Source organism: Halobacteriovorax sp. JY17 (assembly GCF_002753895.1).
Lineage (GTDB): Bacteria > Bdellovibrionota > Bacteriovoracia > Bacteriovoracales > Bacteriovoracaceae > Halobacteriovorax.
Genome location: NZ_NJER01000002.1, coordinates 665,217 through 684,693, shown reverse-complemented (window position 1 = coordinate 684,693; position 19,477 = coordinate 665,217). Strand labels below are relative to the sequence as shown.

Annotated in this window: 19 protein-coding genes; 2 read left to right on the top strand and 17 right to left on the bottom strand. The window is 35.7% G+C overall.

The genetic code is table 11. The annotated features are described in order from the left end of the window. Nucleotides 1–13: 13 nt before the first annotated feature. From lpxK to ybeY, 12 genes are all read right to left on the bottom strand, one after another. Complete coding sequence (lpxK, locus tag CES88_RS11445) at nt 14–1,072, bottom strand: tetraacyldisaccharide 4'-kinase (RefSeq protein ID WP_290734453.1); 1,059 nt, start codon at nt 1,070–1,072, stop codon at nt 14–16. Continuing rightward, on the bottom strand, nt 1,065–2,201 hold the full coding sequence (gene lpxB / locus CES88_RS11440; protein ID WP_290734451.1) for a lipid-A-disaccharide synthase: 1,137 nt from the start codon (nt 2,199–2,201) through the stop codon (nt 1,065–1,067). Before lpxB ends, lpxK begins: the two co-directional genes overlap by 8 nt. Beyond that, on the bottom strand, nt 2,201–3,145 hold the full coding sequence (locus CES88_RS11435) for a Gfo/Idh/MocA family oxidoreductase (protein ID WP_290734449.1): 945 nt from the start codon (nt 3,143–3,145) through the stop codon (nt 2,201–2,203). The genes lpxB and CES88_RS11435 overlap by 1 nt, the downstream gene beginning before the upstream one ends. A 10-nt stretch (nt 3,146–3,155) precedes the next feature. Continuing rightward, on the bottom strand, nt 3,156–3,947 hold the full coding sequence (gene lpxA, locus CES88_RS11430; protein WP_290734447.1) for an acyl-ACP--UDP-N-acetylglucosamine O-acyltransferase: 792 nt from the start codon (nt 3,945–3,947) through the stop codon (nt 3,156–3,158). Between the two features lie 8 nt (nt 3,948–3,955). Further along, nucleotides 3,956–4,441: a hypothetical protein gene (locus tag CES88_RS11425; protein ID WP_290734445.1), complete on the bottom strand. Its 486-nt coding sequence runs from the start codon at nt 4,439–4,441 to the stop codon at nt 3,956–3,958. A gap of 7 nt (nt 4,442–4,448) precedes the next feature. Further along, nucleotides 4,449–5,477 (bottom strand): UDP-3-O-(3-hydroxymyristoyl)glucosamine N-acyltransferase, encoded by a 1,029-nt coding sequence (gene lpxD / locus CES88_RS11420; RefSeq protein WP_290734443.1) that lies wholly within the window; start codon nt 5,475–5,477, stop codon nt 4,449–4,451. 83 nt (nt 5,478–5,560) lie between these two features. Beyond that, nucleotides 5,561–6,064: an OmpH family outer membrane protein gene (locus CES88_RS11415; RefSeq protein ID WP_290734441.1), complete on the bottom strand. Its 504-nt coding sequence runs from the start codon at nt 6,062–6,064 to the stop codon at nt 5,561–5,563. 27 nt (nt 6,065–6,091) lie between these two features. After that, entirely contained in the window at nt 6,092–8,383 is a 2,292-nt protein-coding gene (bamA, locus tag CES88_RS11410; RefSeq protein WP_290734439.1) for an outer membrane protein assembly factor BamA, read from the bottom strand. 152 nt (nt 8,384–8,535) lie between these two features. After that, complete coding sequence (locus CES88_RS11405; RefSeq protein WP_290734437.1) at nt 8,536–9,198, bottom strand: ABC transporter ATP-binding protein; 663 nt, start codon at nt 9,196–9,198, stop codon at nt 8,536–8,538. After that, on the bottom strand, nt 9,198–10,406 hold the full coding sequence (locus CES88_RS11400; RefSeq protein ID WP_290734435.1) for an FtsX-like permease family protein: 1,209 nt from the start codon (nt 10,404–10,406) through the stop codon (nt 9,198–9,200). Before CES88_RS11400 ends, CES88_RS11405 begins: the two co-directional genes overlap by 1 nt. After that, nucleotides 10,407–11,550 (bottom strand): peptide chain release factor 2 gene (prfB, locus tag CES88_RS11395; RefSeq protein WP_365993005.1). Its coding sequence is split into 2 segments (ribosomal slippage): nt 10,407–11,477 and nt 11,479–11,550, totalling 1,143 coding nucleotides; the frame shifts between segments, so codons are not numbered across the junction. It abuts the gene before it with no gap. Further along, nucleotides 11,534–12,094: an rRNA maturation RNase YbeY gene (gene ybeY, locus CES88_RS11390; protein WP_290734433.1), complete on the bottom strand. Its 561-nt coding sequence runs from the start codon at nt 12,092–12,094 to the stop codon at nt 11,534–11,536. The genes prfB and ybeY overlap by 17 nt, the downstream gene beginning before the upstream one ends. 58 nt (nt 12,095–12,152) lie before the next feature. On the opposite strand from ybeY, the gene mazG reads away from it, so the two are divergent. After that, nucleotides 12,153–12,953, top strand: coding sequence for a nucleoside triphosphate pyrophosphohydrolase (gene mazG, locus CES88_RS11385; RefSeq protein ID WP_290734431.1), 801 nt, complete (start codon nt 12,153–12,155; stop codon nt 12,951–12,953). Further along, nucleotides 12,950–13,591, top strand: a complete 642-nt coding sequence (gene coaE / locus CES88_RS11380; RefSeq protein ID WP_290734430.1) for a dephospho-CoA kinase — start codon at nt 12,950–12,952, stop codon at nt 13,589–13,591. The genes mazG and coaE overlap by 4 nt, the downstream gene beginning before the upstream one ends. Here the strand turns inward: coaE and CES88_RS11375 are convergent, their stop codons facing one another. Genes CES88_RS11375 through CES88_RS11355 form a run of 5 tightly spaced genes read right to left on the bottom strand, consistent with a single transcriptional unit; the run spans nt 13,592 to nt 19,462 of the window. Beyond that, nucleotides 13,592–14,377, bottom strand: a complete 786-nt coding sequence (locus tag CES88_RS11375; RefSeq protein WP_290734428.1) for a hypothetical protein — start codon at nt 14,375–14,377, stop codon at nt 13,592–13,594. It lies immediately after the preceding gene. A gap of 19 nt (nt 14,378–14,396) precedes the next feature. Next, on the bottom strand, nt 14,397–16,778 hold the full coding sequence (locus CES88_RS11370; protein ID WP_290734426.1) for a hypothetical protein: 2,382 nt from the start codon (nt 16,776–16,778) through the stop codon (nt 14,397–14,399). Between the two features lie 44 nt (nt 16,779–16,822). Next, complete coding sequence (locus CES88_RS11365; protein WP_290734424.1) at nt 16,823–17,773, bottom strand: hypothetical protein; 951 nt, start codon at nt 17,771–17,773, stop codon at nt 16,823–16,825. A gap of 19 nt (nt 17,774–17,792) precedes the next feature. Beyond that, a complete protein-coding gene (locus tag CES88_RS11360) occupies nt 17,793–18,575 on the bottom strand; it encodes a FliA/WhiG family RNA polymerase sigma factor (protein ID WP_290734422.1) in 783 nt (260 codons plus the stop codon). A gap of 11 nt (nt 18,576–18,586) precedes the next feature. Beyond that, nucleotides 18,587–19,462, bottom strand: coding sequence for an AAA family ATPase (locus CES88_RS11355; protein ID WP_290734420.1), 876 nt, complete (start codon nt 19,460–19,462; stop codon nt 18,587–18,589). Nucleotides 19,463–19,477: the final 15 nt, after the last annotated feature.

Genomic DNA, 19,477 nt, shown 5'->3' with positions numbered 1-19,477 from the left:
GAAGAGGGAAAGCTTAATCAAACGCCGAATTAATGGCATCTTTCACTTCTTGTTCACCACTAATAAACTCTACTTTTATTTCAAGATAGAGCAGTCTATCAGTATCAACGACCCTTCTCATTTTCACTATATCTTTCTCAGTTGTTAATATATAGGCATCTTCGCTTTCTGAAAGTTCTATTAGCCGAGTAATTTCATCTGCTTTAAAGTAGTGATGGTCTGGAAAAGATACTTTATGAATAATCTCGATTCCAAGAGTTTCAACATACTTGAAGAAAGCGCTCGGAGAAGCAATTCCTGCAATACAGATTACTCTTTTTCCAACCAGATGACTTACATCAAAGACTTTTTCACATGAGATATTAAAGAGTCCTGTTGGCCGATAACATATTTCAGCAAACTTGATTCTTGGATTATATTTTAAAACTATCGTCTTTAGTGAGGATAGCTTTTGTTCTGTTACCAGATCGGCCCTTCCTAGAATTACTATTTCTGCGTCTTTCAGCGCAGTAAAACCTTCTCTCATATAACCTTGAGGCGCTACTTTATACTTATCAAGTGACATTAAACTATCAAAGAGAACGATATTTAAATTTCTATCTAACTTTAAGTGTTGATGCCCGTCATCTAATAGCACAACATCTGGAGAAACTTCATCGAAGTAATGGGCAAGATTCTCGCTTCTCTTTTTCCCGACCGCGATATAAGTATTTTGAAGTCTTCTGGCCAATAGAAGTGCTTCATCACCATACTCAAAAGGATTATAGCCCAGTCTTGCACCACTTTTTAGAAGTCCACTCCCATGCTCTAAGTTTCCTTTATACCCTCTCATCAAAACAAGAACTCTCTTATGTCTTTCTCGTCCAAGATAGTCCGATAACCAAAGAGTGAAAGGAGTTTTCCCTGTTCCTCCAAAAGTTAAATTCCCAATAGAGATGATTGGAACTTGAAAGTAATTCTTTTTTAGAAGGCCGTAATTAAACATGAATCTTCTGATTCTATAAACCCACTCCCAAATAAAAGTGAGTGGAGAGAGCGACCATTGAAGTAAGTTCGAAAGTAAACTATTCACTGTAGGAATCCTCTATAACTTGTCCCATATATTTTCCGGCATCAAACTCTCCTCCACTAATAAGAGGAGCTGTCATTTCCAGCGTTGAAATTTTCTTAGAATATATTTCTTCATTATCAATAATATTAATAAGCTCTTTTACAAGATTAAAAGGAGAAACTCTCTCTTGAAGTAATTCAGGAAAAACTTCCTCTTCATGAACGATATTTGCGAGAGATATAAAACCATCGTAAGAGAGAAATGTTTTAAAGATAAACTCATTTAGAAGAGAACCCTTATACGCAACAATTGTAGGTATATTAAATAGAGCTGTCGCTAAGGTCACAGTTCCACTAGCGGCTAAAGAAAAGTCCGCCCACTTCAAGGCCTTACTTAGCTCTTCATTTTCCCAAATAAGATCTAAGTCCGATAGATAGGGATTGATAAAATCTCTATTGATATTTCCAGAGGCAACGAGACCAACATTAATATTGTGAGTTCTCTTCAAAGTCCTCACACTCTCTATAAAGTCAGGGAGTAAACTCTTCACTTCGAAACTTCTACTGCCAGGTAAGAGTAAAATATTAACACCTTTTTTCAGTTCGCTAAATTTCTTAGGCGCTGCAAGGGTTTTAATTTCATTTTCGTAATTAAGCCATAGAGGATGACTAATGCTTTTTACTCTAGTTACTCCCCTATCTTCAAACCACTTCTTTTCAAAAGGAATAATTGTAAAAAGAGAATGAACTGTCTTTTCTAGAACTGTTGCTCTATAGGCCTTCCAGGCCCAAGCTTGTGGGGCAACATAGTAGAGAACCTTAACTCCTCTCTTCTTAAGCCTCTTTGCAAGGCGAAGATTGAAATCTTGAAAGTCAATTAAGATGGCAACTTTGCAATTTCTCTCATCAACGAGGGATTCAATATTCTTAAGAGCATTAAAGTAAAATGGAATTTTCCCAATCACTTCGCTCACTCCCCAAGAGGAGAAATCTCTTAAATGGTATATTAATTCCATACCTTCAGCTTTGAGTTCATCTCCGCCGACTCCCCAAAAACTACAGTCAGGACAAGAATCTTTCAAACTTTTCAAAAAGCTTAGAGCGTGCTCTTCTCCTGATTTTTCTCCTGCAATTATTAGGCAATTTTTCATTATAAGGAGATCTCCTCACCATTATCTAAACTAAGGAGAACTTTATCTATTATCTCAACAGCATTAAAACCATCCTGATAATTAACAAATACTTCTTCTCCATTTAAAATAGATCTATAGAACTTATCTTGCTCTATAAGAAGATGATCCCTTCTCTCATAAGGTATTTCTTGTACAAACTCTTCAGTGGCCTTGCCCGATCCTACAAGAAGCTTATTCTCAAAGAGGTCAAAGAATAGAGTTCCACATTCATTTGTCACTTCTAAATTTCTCATCTCTTTAACATGATTTCGGCTGACAGTGATATTGGCCTTAAGTCCACTTTTAAATTTAAAATCAGTACTAACATGATCCCATTTATCTGTTCTTACTTTATAGCCTTTTGAGCTTAAAGAAATCGGCTTCTCTCTAAATAAATATAACAAGAGATCTATATCGTGAATCATCAAGTCTTGAACCACATCAACATCGGTCGCTCTTCCTTTGAACGCAGCGACTCTGTTCAACCTTGCTGTCGGAGCCTTTTCAAAATACTCAGAGAATTCGTCTCTTCTCTCCCAAATCTGATGGCACCTTTCGCTATGGCCAACTTGAAAGATAAGTTTTTTCTCTTTTAGAATTTCACCTATCTCAAGAGCTTGCTCCGTAGTCGATGTCATAGGTTTTTCGCAGAAAACATGTATATCGTTTAATAGTAATTCTTTAACAACTTCAAAATGAAAAGATGTTGGAGTTACAACAATAGCAGCATCTACTTTTCCAAGAATATCACTAACCTCTCCAGTAACTGTACTCTTAGGGTGAGCTTCCTTGGCCTTGGCTTGGGCAAACTCAAAAGGCTCTACAATGTAAGTTAGTTCACTTGCCTCTAAAGCCTCGACTTTATCAGCATGCCATCTTCCGAGGTGACCAAAACCAACAACTGCAACTTTTAATTTCTTCAAAATATCTCCATTAAATAAATGGTGCTATACCAATTTCACTCTTTCTTATCCCATCACACATTTCATCAATAAGTGGATTACCAGAGAACTCTTCAATAAGCTCTGGATGATCTACAAATGCTCTAGGTGATAAAGGAGAAGATTCCATCGTTCTGTAGAAGTCTACAAGTTCTGAAATATCTTTCTTCTCATAGCCCTGTCTTCTAAGACCAATAATATTGATTCCTTTTAACTTACATCTATTACCATAGGCAGTTGCAAAGATTGGAACATCTCTATCAATTGCGGAAGCTCCACCAATATAAGCCCCACGTCCCAAGGAGACGAATTGAGAAATATTTGTTCCACCACCAATGATTACTCTACTGCCTACTTTTACGTGACCAGCAAAGTTAGTAGAGTTTGCAATTATACAATTACTTCCAAAAACTACATCGTGACCTAAATGAACATAAGACATAAAGAAGTTATCACTACCAATTGTAGTCTCCTCTCTATCTTTTAATGTTCCTCTATGGACTGAGTTGAATTCTCTAAAGACATTATTATCGCCGATAACAACTCTTGTAGGCTCTCCTTTATATGAGAGATCTTGTGGCGCCTCTCCAATAGAGCAGTATTGAAAGAAGTGATTATTCTTTCCAATAGTTGTATGACCCACTATCGTTACATGGTGATGAACCTTTGTATCATCCCCTATCGTTACATTGTCACCAATTACAGAATATGCCCCAATAGAAACATTCTTACCAATCTTAGCACTTGATGAAATAATTGCTGTTTCATGAATTAAGTTTTCCATAACTTCTCCTACATTTTCACCGAGGCCATTACTGTGCACTCAGATACGAGCTGCCCATCGTGAAGTAGTCGGCAATGACTTTCAACCATTGGCCCTCTCACTTTTGCACACTCAGTTTCTATAACTAAGTCCATCCCAGGAAAAACTGGCTTTCTAAACTTAGCGTTACTAATGGATACCAGAGCAACATCCATATTTTGAATATAAGGATTTTCATAAGCGTGAACATAGATAAAACTTGAAGCTTGCGCCATCATTTCAACCTGTGCAACACCAGGGAAAATAGGGTTTCCAGGAAAATGTCCTGCAAAAATTGGATGATCTTCTCTCATATGAAAGTTAGCGATCACTTTAGTCCCCACAAGTTCCTTCAGCGGAAGTAACTCTCCTGTGGCCAGCTCTCTAGGAGCAATAACGTCTTGGACTGTGTCCACGAAGAGGAATGGATCTCTGTGTGGTAAAAACTTTAATACTAATTCATTTGATACTTTCATTCTTCTCTCACTTTTTTAAAGATTCTTTACGAACAAAGGCAAGGCCTTTCATCCACTCCTTCACAGGTCTAGCAGGGTGACCTCCTACGATTGCACCATCTGGCCAATCACAGTTCACCATTCCGCCTCCAGCAACTTGTACACCTTTACCTAAGGTAAAGTTGTCTCCCATAGCTGCCTTACCACCCATGACACAGAAGTCTCCGAGAACGGCACTTCCACCAATGGCCACATGACCACAGATAATAACTCCCACGCCAAGCTGAACATTATGCCCAACTTGTACGTGATTATCTATTTTTGTTCCACTACCAATATTTGTAGCGGAGAATGTTCCTCTATCAACACAGCTATTCGCTCCGATTTCAACATCGTCGCCAATATTTACATCACCAATATGCCAAACCTTTAAGTGCTTACCTTGATGAAAGTTATAGCCAAACCCATCGGCTCCAATAACTGTTCCACCATGGATGCGACAATTCTTTCCAAGACTCGTAAATGGATAGAGAACAACATTTGGAAAGATTTCGCAATTATCACCGATCACACAACCAGAAAGGATTCGTGCTCCCGAGTGAATTTTCACTCCTTCACCGATGACAACATCCTCAGCAATAAAGACTCCTTGAGCGATCCATGCTGTTGGATGAACACTTCCTGAGCCCATCTGTCTTCCATCAACAACTTCATTTAATGGCAAGAACTTAGAGTCCCAAAATGGTTTAGATAAAAAGGACATGGAAATAGAAGCATCTAGGCACGTTGCAATTAGTGAGAAACTATCTTTTAGAGAAGTTAAATCTTCTGCTTCAAGATTTTCGAATAACTTCTTTTCAACAATTAAGGCGCCTAAGTCCTTCTTAGCAGTAAGAGACTCTTTTAATTTCAGTAAATGTTTCCTATTCTTTAAAAATAAGAGGCAGTCTTTGCGAAGCTCTCGACTATCTGTAATACTTTTGAATTTTAAATTTACATCACCATTAATGACTTCTAATGACGAATCAAACTCTTTTAAATCGACTAGAGAAAACACAGTCCCCCCTTATACTAAGAAAGGGAACAATGCCAAATTGACCTTGTTCCCTTAAATTATTTGCTATTAGAACTTATTTGAATCTACTTATGCTTCTTATTGTAAGCAGCAATAACATCATTAGTTAAATCTTTCTCAGACTTAGCATAAATGATTGGTGCAGTGGCCGACTCAATAGTGATATCAACTCCTGCTCCCTTAGAAACAGTATTGATAACATCTTTGATTTTTTCAAAGAGTGGCTTCTTATGCTTTTGCTCTAGCTCTTGAATCTCTCTTTGGTATCCTGCTGTTTTCTGTTGAAGCTTAATGATATTTTCTTGAATTTCTCTCTGCTTCGTTTCTTTTGCTTTTTCATTCATTACAAGACTTTGCTTTTTGAAGTCTTCTTGCATTTTTCTAATCTTATCTTCTTCTTTCTTTAAGATTTTTTGTTTCTCATCAAAAGTCTTCTTTAGTGTTTCTTTAATTTTCTTTCCTTCATTAACTGAAAGAATAACTTTTTGCACATCAACCTTTCCAACAACAATTGCCATTGTTTGGGCAGACATCATCATTGCTGCTGCTAAAATTAATATTTTCTTCATTGAAAACTCCTTAAAAGTTATACTTAATTAAAATAATTGTCCTATATCAAAATGGAATTGGCTACCAGCTTGTTCATCATCCCCTAAAGGATATCCAAACTCGAACCTAAGTACACCGATTGGAGAGAACCATCTAAATCCAAAACCATAATCCATTTTCAGATCAAATTGATCAAGATTCGAGGCATCACCTGCGTCAAAGAAAAGAACCCACTTAAGTCCTGCTTCTCTTGCTAGAGGATGCTCAAATTCGATTTGTGTATAAGCTGAAAATAGTGATCCCGAGTTAAATGTATAATCTCTATTTACACCATCTATAGTCGCATTAACGGTTTTCTTAGGGCCAATATCTTCATATGAATAACCTCTAAGATTTCGAGATCCACCTAAAGTATACTTTTCAGTTCTAGGAATAGCTCTTCCGTCTCTTTCAATCTTACCTGCGTAAACTCTTGATCTAAAAATTAAGTCTCCCACAACTCTATGAAATAATCTTCCATCGAATTCATTTCTAAACCATCTCTTTTCGCCACCAACTCCAGCATACTCAGCAGAAAGAGAAAGATAGTAACCTTTAGTAGGCTCCATTCTATTGTCCCTCTTATCTCTAAGGATTGTTGTTTTAACAGACGAGGCGAGACCATTTTCAGTTTCAGGATCAACTGTAGGGTCAACGACATTCTCAAGCTGAGTGTCTTCAAATTTATAAGTCACGAAGAGTCTCGTATAATCAAAAATAGGATACCCTACTCTTATATCAAAACCTTTCCTCTTGTAGTCATATGAAGTCGACTGAGAGTTACTTGTAACGAAAATATCTCCACCAGCTGTCCACTTCGTATCGAAGAGATACGGCTCAGTAAAGCCAACGTTGAAAGTCTTATTACTGTCAGCAATGTTTAGAGAGAACGATAAGTTTTGCCCAAGCCCTCTAAAGTTATTCTGCGCTATTGAAGCCTGTAAAAAAGCTCCTGTTGCTGTTGAGTAACCTGCACCTAATGAGATTTGTCCCGTATTTCTCTCTTTAACTTGAATCTCAACATCTAGGACATCATCTCGACCTTGTGGAGAAACTGTATTAAAGACAACACTTCCAGGTTCAAAGAAACCTAGACGATTTACGTTTTCTTTAGACTCTCTAAGGCTTGAACCAGAGAACATAGTTCCTTCGTGAATTTTGAGCTCTCTACGAATAACCTTATCTCTCGTCTTTGTATTTCCTTTAACAATAATCTTTCCAAAATAAGCAATCTTCCCTTTCTCAAAAGAAAATTCCACATCAACCTTATTTTCCCCAGGCACTGGATGAAGCGTTCTAAGAACGTTTGCAAAGGCATAACCCTTATCCTGATACATTTCAGTTAACATCTGAACATCTTGTCTTAGGAGCGCTTCCGAATAAGTCTCATCTGACTTTAATTGAAGTTTCGTATGAAGCTCATCGTCTGCAAAGAGAACTTCCCCTTGGAAAGTAATATCTCTAACAGTGAAGAGTGGTCCCTCATTTACTTTAACTGATATGAAGACCCACTTTCTGTCTTCCGACACTGTAATATCAGGAGTTCCAACGTTTACAAGAAGGTAACCTTTGGTCTTATAAAAATCTTTAATTCTTTCAATATCAATATTGAAATTAAACTCTTTAAAGTTTCCAGAACCTGACATGAAAGAGAATAAGCTCTCTTCTCTAGTCTCCATGATTCCTTTTATTTCATCATCAGAGAAAGCCTTATTTCCAAAGAAAGAAATTTTCTTAACAAGGACTTTTTCATATTCTCGTATTTTGAAAACAAGATCTAAATTCTCAGCGTTTCTATTTCTAAGTTCATAATCTACTGAAGCAAGATAGAAGCCTTTTTCTTCATAGAATTTTTGAAGTGCTGCAAGATCAAGCTTAATTGTATTAACATCTAGAATTGAAAATTCTTTTGTCTTTAGCTGTGAAGTAAGATCATCTTCATCAATTTCGTCGTTACCTTCAAAAATAATTTTAGTAACGATAGGCTTCTCTTTCACCTTAAAGATAAGGATATCTCTTCCCTTAACCTTTCTATGATGAGACTCTACCCAGTCAAAGTACTTTAAACTATAAACACGTTGAATATCTTTTCGCAGAAGATAGTTATCTAGCATCATTCCTTTACGAGAATGAATTCTCTCAAGGATGGCCTCTTTTTCAACCTTCTTTATTCCTTCAATTTGAATTTCATCGATTTTAAAAAGGTTTTTCTTAGGACCAATGTCATCTATGGCGAAAACATTAGTACTAAGAAATAATATAAATAAGACCAGAAAACTGACAAGTGTATGACGTGGCATCAGCTTCTCCGTGTCAAAAAAATTTTGAGACATCCATTCTCCAAATACAACTGGATTAAAAAACTCTAGTATAGAAAATTATCAATATTCTCACGATCTTACAAAAAGAATTTACCCCCATTTATAACGGGACGTATCAAAAACAGGGAGTTTTATTTGGACACAATGCAGCCATCACTCATTACAAGCTTCTTTTCAAAATGTTCTGCAACGCTTTCATCATGAGTCACAACGATGAGCGTGGCGTTAAACTCTTTAGCCAAGGACTTTAACAGCTTTGTCACAATCAGTGAGTTTTCCGAATCTAAATTCCCTGTCGGCTCATCACAAAGAAGAAGGTTAGGTCTAAGGGAGAGAGCGCGAATAATATTTATTCTCTGCTGCTCTCCGCCAGAGAGCTCATAAGGATACTTATTTAAGCAATGTGTGACTTTTAGGTGTTCGGCCAGTTTTAGAGAGAGCTCTTTTGCTTTCTCACTATCTTTGCCCCCAATCTTAGCAGGGAGTAAAATATTATCCATACAATTCATTGAAGGAAGAAGAAAGTGAAATTGAAAAATGAATCCAACAAAATTATTTCGATAGAGAGCAAGAGACTCATCACCAAGAGCAAAGAGATTTTTTCCTCCGACAGAAATTTCTCCAGAACTTCCTCTATCTAATCCTCCAATAAGGTAGAGAAGAGTCGACTTCCCAGATCCTGAAGCGCCTCTTATTACATATTGCTCACCAGCTTCAAAATCGACATCGACGCCATTCAATGCATGTGCCTTAGCAAAAGTTTTTGTGACATTCTTAACTGTTACAAAAGACATTAAGCGAACTCCTTTCTAAGTCCAGTTAGGACTGACTTCTTACTCATTACTAGAAGTGCAAACCAAGAAATTAAAAATAACCAAAGATACGATATGAAAAAAACAATTGAATAATCAAATAAATCCAAGTTTATAGATAAACTTCCAAGAGTGTACACATCTCCAGGCAATTTAAAGTAAGGCAAGTTCACAAGACCCCAGTTAAATACTTGAACAAAAGCTGCTGCAAGAAAGCAAGATGCAATCCAAATGATCGACATTAGATACATCCACCCTTGTCTTACTTTCTTCTGACTCATACCAAGAGCTTTAAAAAGAAAGAGTTCTCTCGACCTCTTCTCATTTAAGAAAACCACAAATGCCAAGACATTAAAGATGGAAATCACAACAATAATTTGAAGAATAATACTGATAAAGAATTTCTCTTCTTTCACTGCTGTAATCAGCGTAGAAAATTCTTTCCAATATGGTTTAACGATATAAGAACGACCGATTGATCCTTTAAAGCCATCGATCACTTTTTCTATTTTTAATGAATAATCAACAGGATTACTTAAGAATTCATCTTGATTGTCGCTAATATTTAAAGAGATTAAATTAACTCTATTTTCAACATCAAGATCCTTTTGCAAAACGCTTTTCTTTATATAAAGAGTTCTAAGGTCTCTTTGATAAATTCCATGTTCGACAAATCCAGAGACATGATATCTCTTAAGAGAAGGTAGTCCTGAAACCTGAGAGTTACCATTAGCGAAGGCCAAAACAATTGGGTCGCCAATACTCACTTTTAAAAACTTGGCTAGCTCACTACCTAGAATAACTTCATCGTTCTTAAGTTTTAAATCAAGTCCTGTAACTTTCTTATACGAGGATTCTTCAATCCCTTTTATCATCACACCTTTAGATACTTCATTCTTAATGATAAAGCCTTCCGTCTGAACAATGCTCGAGAAAGTATTTATATTGGCAATTTCTAATTCATGTTTCAGATAGCTTTCAAAATCAAAGAAGCCATAGCGAGAATGAATAGTTAAATCTCCATTTGATTTCTTAAGGCCAATTCGAAGCGAGCTTTCAAAACCATCCATTATTCCTATATTTCCAAGAATAACAGCGATGGAAAAAGCAAAACCGAAGATTACACCAACAGCAAATCTTCTCGTTCCCTTATCACTTAAGAATAGTTTTAAAAGTGTAGATTGAAACAACTAAGATTTCTCCGCTTCTATTTTTGTACTTACTGACCATCGTAAGAAAGCATCCATGAAACCATCAAGGTCTCCATCTAAAACTTTCTCAGCGTTACCAGACTCAAAACTTGTTCTAGCGTCTTTTACAAGTTTATAAGGGTGAAGAACGTAAGATCTAATCTGGGCCCCCCATCCTATCTCTTGCTTATTGGCCTCTGTTTCAGCATTTTCAGCTCGTCTCTTTTCCATCTCTAATTCATATAGTCTTGAGCGAAGAACTTTCATGGCCTGAATTTTATTTTGCAGCTGACTTCTTTCATTCTGACAGGTCACAACCGTATTAGTCGGCAAGTGTGTCATCCTTACAGCAGAGTCAGTGGTATTTACTGACTGTCCACCTGCTCCACCCGAGCGGTAAACATCGATTTTTAAATCTTTATCTAGGATTTCAATTTCAATATTGTCATCAATTTCAGGAGAAACAAAGATTGAAGAGAATGATGTATGCCTTCTACTAGCAGAATCAAATGGAGAAATGCGAACTAATCGATGCACTCCAATTTCAGACTTTAGATAGCCATAAGCATAGTTACCTGTAATCGTCATTGTCGCTGACTTTATCCCAGCACTATCACCGTCTTGAACATCTAAAACTTGAACTTTAAAACCTTTAGACTCCGCCCAGCGATTAACCATTCTAAAAAGCATACTGGCCCAATCACAAGACTCTGTTCCTCCAGCTCCTGCGTTAATAGAAACTATAGCATTATTTGGATCGACTTCACCGGAAAGAAGAACTTTAAGTTCTGCGGAATTAAATTGTTTTAGAAAGTTTGTATAACTCTCAAGGGCCTCTTTGGCCGATTCTTCATCATCTTCAGAGTTTGCAAACTCAACGAGCACTTCAAATTCATCAAATAATTCTTTTAACGTATTATAGGTATCTACAACATCTGCGAGGACAGACTTTTCTTTTTGAATTTTGGCAGCATTATCTGAGTCGTCCCAGAAGCCTTCCATTGCTTCCATATCAGATATTTCACTAAGGCGAGCTTCTTTCTTCTCTACCTCAAAGTGACCTCCGTAAATTTTCTAGCTTCTGATCGTAACCTTTGAGAGCAGAAACTTTTTCATTTAAACTTATCTTAATAGACTCTTCCATTATCTAATCCCATGTTTTCATAAATTTCTTTTACTATCTTCTCTTCTAAAGAAAAGTGTATCTTGTCTTCTTCATCTGAAATTTCGTGGTCATAGCCACATAAGTGAAGAAAACCGTGAACAAAGAGATGAACTAGCTCTTGTTCATAAGTTATTTCAAATTCTTTGCCCTGCCTTTCACAAACTTCGCGGCAGATGACAATATCACCAAAGTGAATATTCTCTTCAAAAATAAAGAGATCTTCTGCTCCGGCCCTGAGGCTATCGTAACCAGGAAAGGAGAGAACATCTGTGACTTTATCCTTGTCTCTGTGTTCTAAATTTAAAGCTTGAATCTCTTCTTCGTTACAAAGACTTAAATCAACTTCAAAATTCTCACAATTCTTCACCCTTCCATCTAAATCAACTCCTTGAATAAATTTAAAGAGAACACTTACTGTCTCATTTAGGTACTTTATTAAAGTAGAGTTATCCAAATCATTTGATTCGGTTGAGTCAGAAATGTAAATGGCGAAGTTTTCAGCTTCAATGGTTTTATTTTTCATTATATATTCATTATTTAAGTGATAACCTATAGTAGCTAATTAAAATCATGGAGTCATCATGAGTTACCCAAATTTTGAAAAAATGGTCGAAGTCATCTCTAAGCTTAGAGATCCAGATGGAGGCTGTCCATGGGACCTAAAACAAACTCATCAATCCCTACTAAAGTTTCTGACAGAAGAGTCTTATGAATTTATCCATGCAACAGAAATGGAAGACTATGAGGCAATGGAAGAAGAAATTGGAGATGTACTATTACAAGTTGTTCTCCACTGCGTCATAGCGAAGCAATCCGGCAAGTTTGATATTGAATCAGTCTCTAAAGTTTTGGCCGAGAAAATGATTAGAAGACATCCTCATGTTTTTGAAGATCCTTCTCTCGCACAAAATGATGAAGAAGTTAAGTCCAACTGGGAAAAAATTAAATCTGAAGAATCCAATTCCAAAGACAAGAAGTACTTCGATGAAAGCTACTTACATTTTCCAGCTCTATTTAGTGCCAATAAAATTGGTAAGAAAACAAATAAGATAAACTTCGATTGGGAGAATGCCAATCAAGTTATGTATAAAGTCGAAGAAGAATGGCAAGAACTAAAAGAAGAACTAGCAGCAAGTAAGCTCAGTCATGAAAGAATTAAAGAAGAGCTTGGCGATTTCCTATTCTCAGCAGCGCAACTTGCAAGACATTTAGAAATTGACCCTGAAGACGCTTTAAGAGAGGCAAATAAGAAATTTATCAATCGCTTCAATAGTATGGAGTCTCTCATTAAAGAAGATTCAAAGAAAGTCAGCGATATGAATCAAACTGAAATGGATGTCTATTGGGATAAGGCCAAGAAGAAAGAAAAAGGATACCTGTGAAGCTAAAAGAGATTTTTGTCACTAAGACAAAAGAACAAAGACTTTATCAAGTTCCTTGCCCAGTCATTGGTCTAACAGGAGGAATTGCAACGGGAAAGAGTTCCGTCTCCAACCTCTTCCAAGAAAAAGGAATCAATGTCATCTGTGCCGATAAGTTAGTCAAGGCAGTTTACCAAGAACAGACAACTATCAATTTTATAACGTCACATTTTCCACAAGTAGTTTCAAAGGGAGAGATTAACTTTAAGCTACTTCGTGAAATAGCTTTCTCTAAAAAAGAAAATAAAGAAGAATTAGAAAAGTTCATTTATCAAAGGCTCCCAATTGTCTTTAAAGAACAATTTGAAAAAATAAAAACGCCAGAACTTTTAATTTATGATGTTCCCCTACTTTTTGAAAAGAATATGCAAGGTCTATTTGATTTAACCATTTGCGTGTATACCAAGAGAGAAGTTCAAATAGAGAGAATAATAAGAAGAGATAACTCATCAAGAGAGCTCGCTGAAAAAATTCTAGAAAATCAGCTTCCAATAGATAAGAAAAAGGAACTTAGTGATTTTTGTATTAAAAATAGTTCAACTTTAGAAAATCTTGAAAATGAATTTGAGGCACTTGTTACTATTTTAACAGAGAATTAATTACCAATTAAAATCCACGCCAAATCCAATAGGGATAGTTGTTTCACTTAAAGATCCTTCCCAGGACGTATGCATTAGACCTGTTTCAAGAGTGAAGCTTACATGTTGTCCCATCTGACCAAACTTCAGGCCAAGTAAACCACCATAAGTTCTAGCAACACCTAGAACATTAATTGTCGTGAAAGTATTAGAAGTTAACGTTGAAGTAGTATCATAGTAACTATAGATACTATTTAAATAAGTAATTAAATATTTATTAAATCTATATCCAAAATTTAAAGACAAATCGTATGTTTCAAGTTCAATTCTTCCATTGTAATTTCGGGAGCCTCCTGAGGCGAGAGAGACATTTAAACTTCCTTCATCTTCATTCATACTTCCTTTAGTTGCCTGAATAGAGCCCTTCCATCCCTCTTTCTCTTCCGCTGCACTTTCTCCAAGAAATTGAAACTTAACTCCCCATACATCTGCACCATCTCCATAACTTTTAAAAACAAAATCAAATCTCTTATGGAGCCCAAGTGAAAAATTTGAGCTAAGATGACCACTTGCCTCTATTGCAGCATCACTTGATACAGTAGGATCAAAAATAGAAGGAAACATATACTCCACAACTTCAGCAGTTGTAACCTTATGTGATCTCCCATACTTTATTCCGACATCTCCTTTCAAGAAGCCGCCATTTGTCTCTGGCCCCTCAAATCTATTGAGGGGAATATGAAAGTCAATATCTGTCGCACATGATGTTAGAAGGCAGAGTAGTAAGAGAGTAGAGATTTTATTCACTATTTTCCTCAAATTAAAACTATGCTGATGCTTCAGGCTTATACGGAGCGGGAAGATCTTCCTCTAGTTCAACATCTACTTCTAAAGCTGCATTTGTTGTTGATAACTCGATAGACTCAGTTAATTTTAAGAAACCTTCTTTAAATGCTTGAAATAATCCTTTCATTGAAGAAATCATTTCATCATCTTTTGTCTGTCCTGTTCTTGAAAGTCTACTCACATTGAACATATCTGACTCAATCAAGTCCCTTGCCTCTTCCATTCTAAATTGAAGTTGAGAGAAGTTTGGAATCTCAGATTGTTGCATGATAAGCTGAACTTTTGAAAGGTTAACATCTAATGCTGTTGAAACCTTAGAGAAGTCGGTAAGTACTTTTTCAAAGGCCTTAACTTCATTCTTTATCTTTGATAAACTCTGCTCTACTTTGTAACTGGCAGAATCAGTCTTTTGAAAAATTAGAGATTGATCTAGAAGTTGCATCATACGACCTCTGAATTGATCAACATTACTCTTTAGGGATTTATATTCTTTTCTAACCTTATCTACGTTCTCTAATGCTTTATTCTGATCAACGAGAGTCTCAGCAATTTTTTGAGACTGAGAAAGAAGTGTTACCTCATCTTGAAACAACCCTTTTGAAGTTGCGACAGTATTTTGATAGAGAGTTTCCATTTCATTTCTAAGTTCGACGATCCCTATAATACTAGATTTCGTATCTTTAAATTTTGAAATCGCAACTTTTTGAATTTCAGTATTTTCATTAAGAGTCGTTTGAATATCGTTAACTAATTTGTATTGATCAAATAAATCATTTTCAAGTCTTTCAATCTCTTGCAATAGTCCATTCTTTTGACCTGTTACAAAATCATGATACTTCTGAAACTTACTCCAAACCTCAGTGATTCCTGCAATATCAAAATCTTTTTCAGTTCTCTCTTTAAATTCCCCATTAAATGTTCCAGAAGTAAGCGCTTCCAAAGTTCTTGCAACAGGACCAACCAAAGACTTCGATTGATTTGATAAAGTTTCCTCAATAGATCTCAAAGGATAGAATGAAATCATAATTCTTCTTTGATTGGCATACTCAACAGGAGAGACATACATTTCAAAAGGAAGAGACTCTTCATCTTGTTTTGTTTTTACTTGAATATTATAAATTCCTGCAACATCATCTTTTACAGCCGTAATCACAGGATCGTTTTCACCTAGATTAGTAAATCTCTGTAAAAAGTCCCATGTAACATTATCATCAGAGTTCTTATATTCAGACAATCCCCAATGCTCATAGAATAAACCATTGGCCCAGACAAGATTTAAGTTTGAGTCAAGAAGCAGAGATGAAAAAGGCATCGCATCTTGAAAGATAGATCCAAAACTCATTCTCTTATGAATATATTCTCTATACTTATCAAATTCTTCTCTCGTTTTCATTGAAAGTGATTGATCAAAGCTAGTTTCAGTAGGGAGAACACCCTCTTTAATTGCATGGATAACAATTTTTTCAACTTCATCTTTATTAGATCTCTCACTCTTCTTATACATAAAGAAACCAATAAGCCCCATTGCAAACATAACAACAACAAGTCCAATTAAGGAAAAGAGCATATTCTGAGAATTTCTTTCAAATTGAATTTTCTTTAAACTTATTTCTGGTTCTATATTTTTAAGCCATAATTTAAAATTTACTTCAGTCTCAGCAAAGTCTGTTCTAAAATTCTTAAACTCTTTCAAGTAATTTTCTAACATCGTAATTTCAGTTTTCAAGGTCTTTGTTTTAGTGAGAATTAAGTTCTTATCTTCTCTCGAAAGAACAGATCCCTCTGTAACTCTTTCCATTAGAATCACATCATCCTGAACACTAGACCAAAGCCTATGAAGCTTAGAATAAGTATAGTAACCCGGGCCTCTGGTTCTACTCGGTTTGATTTTTGCGTTAATTCTCTTAGAAACTCTTGTCAGAGTTCTCCAACTATTCGCTTCAACAAAGGCTTCAAAGTTTGAGACCTTATTGTGGAGAACATTTACAATTGTCGAAACTTCCGAAAATGAAATTAGAGCATTTAAAGACTTTTTAGATTTTTGCAGAGAAGTTTCTAACTTATCGTAACTGTCGATTGAAGAAATTGAATTTAGCCTCTTTGTATAAGACTGAACTTCGTCCATAGATGTTACAGCGTCTCTGACTCTATCATTATCTACTTGAGACCAAATAGATTTAATATCATCTCTCTTCTTAAACTCGTCTAATTGAAGAGTTGCTTCAAAAACTGTTGAAACGTTATTGATATTTACTGGACCATAATTCCAAAAATAAAATATCCCATAACCCACAATAGAAATTAGAGCGAAAAAAGTTACTGCGTAATACGTTTGTAGAGATCTGCCGAATCTGACATTCATTTACTCACCTCAAAAGAATAAAAAAGTTACATTCAATTGAGCAGCTAAGATTGATTTATCAGGGAGAAGAAATCGATATATCTATAATTAGAATTTATCTGATTTTTAACTTCCTGTTGTCCTAAGCCACTTCCTGTGTCTTCAAAATTTGCGTTGGTAGGCCTTCTCTCTAGAAAGCCTGTCTTAGGTATTATGATCGAAACGGGACGAAATAAAAAGGAAAAGTGCAACATTTCTTTACTATCTAAATCCCTAGTGTAGTGATCAGGTACTCTATAATATTTTCTAATTTCTAAATTAGATGTTATCTCAATTATTAAATGCCGTGGAAGTTCAAAAGCATCTTCCTTACTTATTCTATACTTACTAAAAATACTTGAAAAACCTAGCTTCATTCCTAGTGTTTCCAAAAAGTCGACATTATAGCTCAACTTCTCACTATGTTCCATGTCAACACTTAGCTCTAGCCAACAGATTCTCTCGTCTTCTAGTTCTTCAATTTTATAAGTAAGTATAGTTTTATGCTCAAGTAATTTACGAGAAGCTCTATAAACAACTTCCCTAAACCTTGTAATTGATTCATCAGTTTTAATTAAACCGCGAACGTTGATTCCCTCTTTAGAAACTTGAATATTCTGCGTACCAACAAATTTAAAAATACTTAATATCTGCAAACTGGTTGGAAGAACTTCCAATAATTTATTCCAACTTTCAAGCGACATATCATCATACTTTTTTTGAAGAAGTACTTGATGTGTGACTGCATCTCTCAAAATATAGTGAGTAAGTAAATTATCGATTGTTTTTTCTAAGAAACTTTGAATTTTGCTGAATGAATTTAAGTTCTCAAATGAAAACTCGGCCTTCCGATGAATTTCAGAAAAATGAAAGGCCGCTCTATCTACTAATGGCGAAAGACTAAAGTCTGAGAGGGCCTGAATATCTTCAAGCGTTTGCATCCCCTGTTCAAATTCTTTAGTTACATTATTCGCCATAGTTCTCCAACAATTCTTTCTAGCTCGCCATATCCTCAGGTGAGTCGAAAGTTGTCTTTAGTTTAACTTTTAGCTTCATAATTGCTTGTGTATGAAGTTGAGAAACTCTGGATTCAGTTACATTTAAAACTTGTCCAATTTCCTTTAGGTTTAAATCTTCATAATAATATAAAGATAGAACAAGTCTCTGCTTCTCAGGAAGTTGAGCAATCCCCTCTTTAATCTTATCTCTAGACCCTTTATTTGCAACAGCATTAAAAGGATTACTATTTCTATTATCTTCAATACCAGCGATGAGTCTTTTATCACCTTTATTAAAAGATGCAGAATCATCAATATTTAGAACTGAAACGGACTTTGCCTTATTGAGCAAGTCGTAGAATTCCTCTTGGTTAACTCCAAGCTCTTCACACATCTCTTCGTCTGTAGCCGGTCTTCCTTCAGCTGCTTCAATCTTAGCATAAGCTCTTTCAACAAGCTTTGCTTTCTCTCTAACAGACCTTGGAACCCAATCCTGCGCTCTTAACTCATCAAGAATTGAGCCTCTAATTCTAAATTCAGCATATGTCTTAAATTTATTATCTCTACTTGGATCGAACTTCTCAATAGCATCCATCAAACCAATTACACCACAAGAAATTAAATCATCTAATTCAACATTAGAAGGAAGTCTTGAAGCAATTCTCTGAGCAATATACTTAATAAGTGGAGCGTATTCGATGATAATTTCATCTTTCACTTTTGGATCAACTGTTGATCTATAGTCTTTTAAATTTTTTAACTTCTTAGAGATTGAAGACATTCATGCACTCCTTAGCAAACGTTTAGGTGGACCTCTTGTCCATGTTCAGAGATTGGTAGCAAGGTACCAACATTCTCTTCGGAGAACATTTCAACGATATTAATGAAATTCTGGTGAAGGGCAAAATCTTCCCCACCAAATAAGACTTTATCAAACTGATCTACAGATACATTTTTACGATCAATTCCACCAAGCACTTTCAGCCTAGTATTTAGGAATTTATCGACAGTATCTCCAAGAGTTTTAACAATCCTCTTATATTGCTTATCACTGGAAGTTTTATTCACTATTAGGTGATTTTCACTTACGCCGTACTTATTACTCAAGATTTTCATCAAAGAGTACGAGTCTGTTAAAGATGACCGATCAGGAGTCACAACAACAAACCTATGATCGCTGTAAGCATTCAACGTTAAATTCTCTTTACCTATCCCTGCAGGGCTATCAAGGAGAATATAGTCAAATTCACTTTCATGACTCACTAATATATCTATTATGAATTTTTCAATACTAAGAGACTCATTTAATAAGTCCATACTTCCATTGCAGCCTGATAATAAGTAATACCCTTCATGCATCACAAGACAGTCATCAAAAGACTTCTGCGCAGAAAGCAGGGAGTAGAAATTATCGGTGAGAGGAAGGCCTAATTTTACTGATGTATTTGAAAGATTATAATCACAGTCGATAACGAGAGTTTTATAACCTTTGTCAGATAATATTTTTGCTAGTTTTAATGAGATAGACGTCTTTCCAACACCCCCTTTTCCAGAAGTGATAGAAATTGTTTTTGCATTTCCAAAATTCTTTTTAATAGAACCTGGTGATTTCTTTTGTTCAAAACGGTTATGGCCTACAAGCCATTGAGCGGCGCTCTTTGTCGACATCCTGTCTCCTATATT

What these genes read in the sequence shown, in the direction of transcription:
- lpxB (WP_290734451.1), bottom strand. Translation starts at nt 2,201, where the DNA reads ATGAAAAATTGCCTAATAATTGCAGGAGAAAAATCAGGAGAAGAGCAC.
- lpxA (WP_290734447.1), bottom strand. Translation starts at nt 3,947, where the DNA reads ATGGAAAACTTAATTCATGAAACAGCAATTATTTCATCAAGTGCTAAG.
- CES88_RS11425 (WP_290734445.1), bottom strand. Translation starts at nt 4,441, where the DNA reads ATGAAAGTATCAAATGAATTAGTATTAAAGTTTTTACCACACAGAGAT.
- CES88_RS11415 (WP_290734441.1), bottom strand. Translation starts at nt 6,064, where the DNA reads ATGAAGAAAATATTAATTTTAGCAGCAGCAATGATGATGTCTGCCCAA.
- bamA (WP_290734439.1), bottom strand. Translation starts at nt 8,383, where the DNA reads ATGCCACGTCATACACTTGTCAGTTTTCTGGTCTTATTTATATTATTT.
- CES88_RS11405 (WP_290734437.1), bottom strand. Translation starts at nt 9,198, where the DNA reads ATGTCTTTTGTAACAGTTAAGAATGTCACAAAAACTTTTGCTAAGGCA.
- ybeY (WP_290734433.1), bottom strand. Translation starts at nt 12,094, where the DNA reads ATGAAAAATAAAACCATTGAAGCTGAAAACTTCGCCATTTACATTTCT.
- mazG (WP_290734431.1), top strand. Translation starts at nt 12,153, where the DNA reads ATGAGTTACCCAAATTTTGAAAAAATGGTCGAAGTCATCTCTAAGCTT.
- CES88_RS11370 (WP_290734426.1), bottom strand. Translation starts at nt 16,778, where the DNA reads ATGAATGTCAGATTCGGCAGATCTCTACAAACGTATTACGCAGTAACT.
- CES88_RS11365 (WP_290734424.1), bottom strand. Translation starts at nt 17,773, where the DNA reads ATGGCGAATAATGTAACTAAAGAATTTGAACAGGGGATGCAAACGCTT.
- CES88_RS11360 (WP_290734422.1), bottom strand. Translation starts at nt 18,575, where the DNA reads ATGTCTTCAATCTCTAAGAAGTTAAAAAATTTAAAAGACTATAGATCA.
- CES88_RS11355 (WP_290734420.1), bottom strand. Translation starts at nt 19,462, where the DNA reads ATGTCGACAAAGAGCGCCGCTCAATGGCTTGTAGGCCATAACCGTTTT.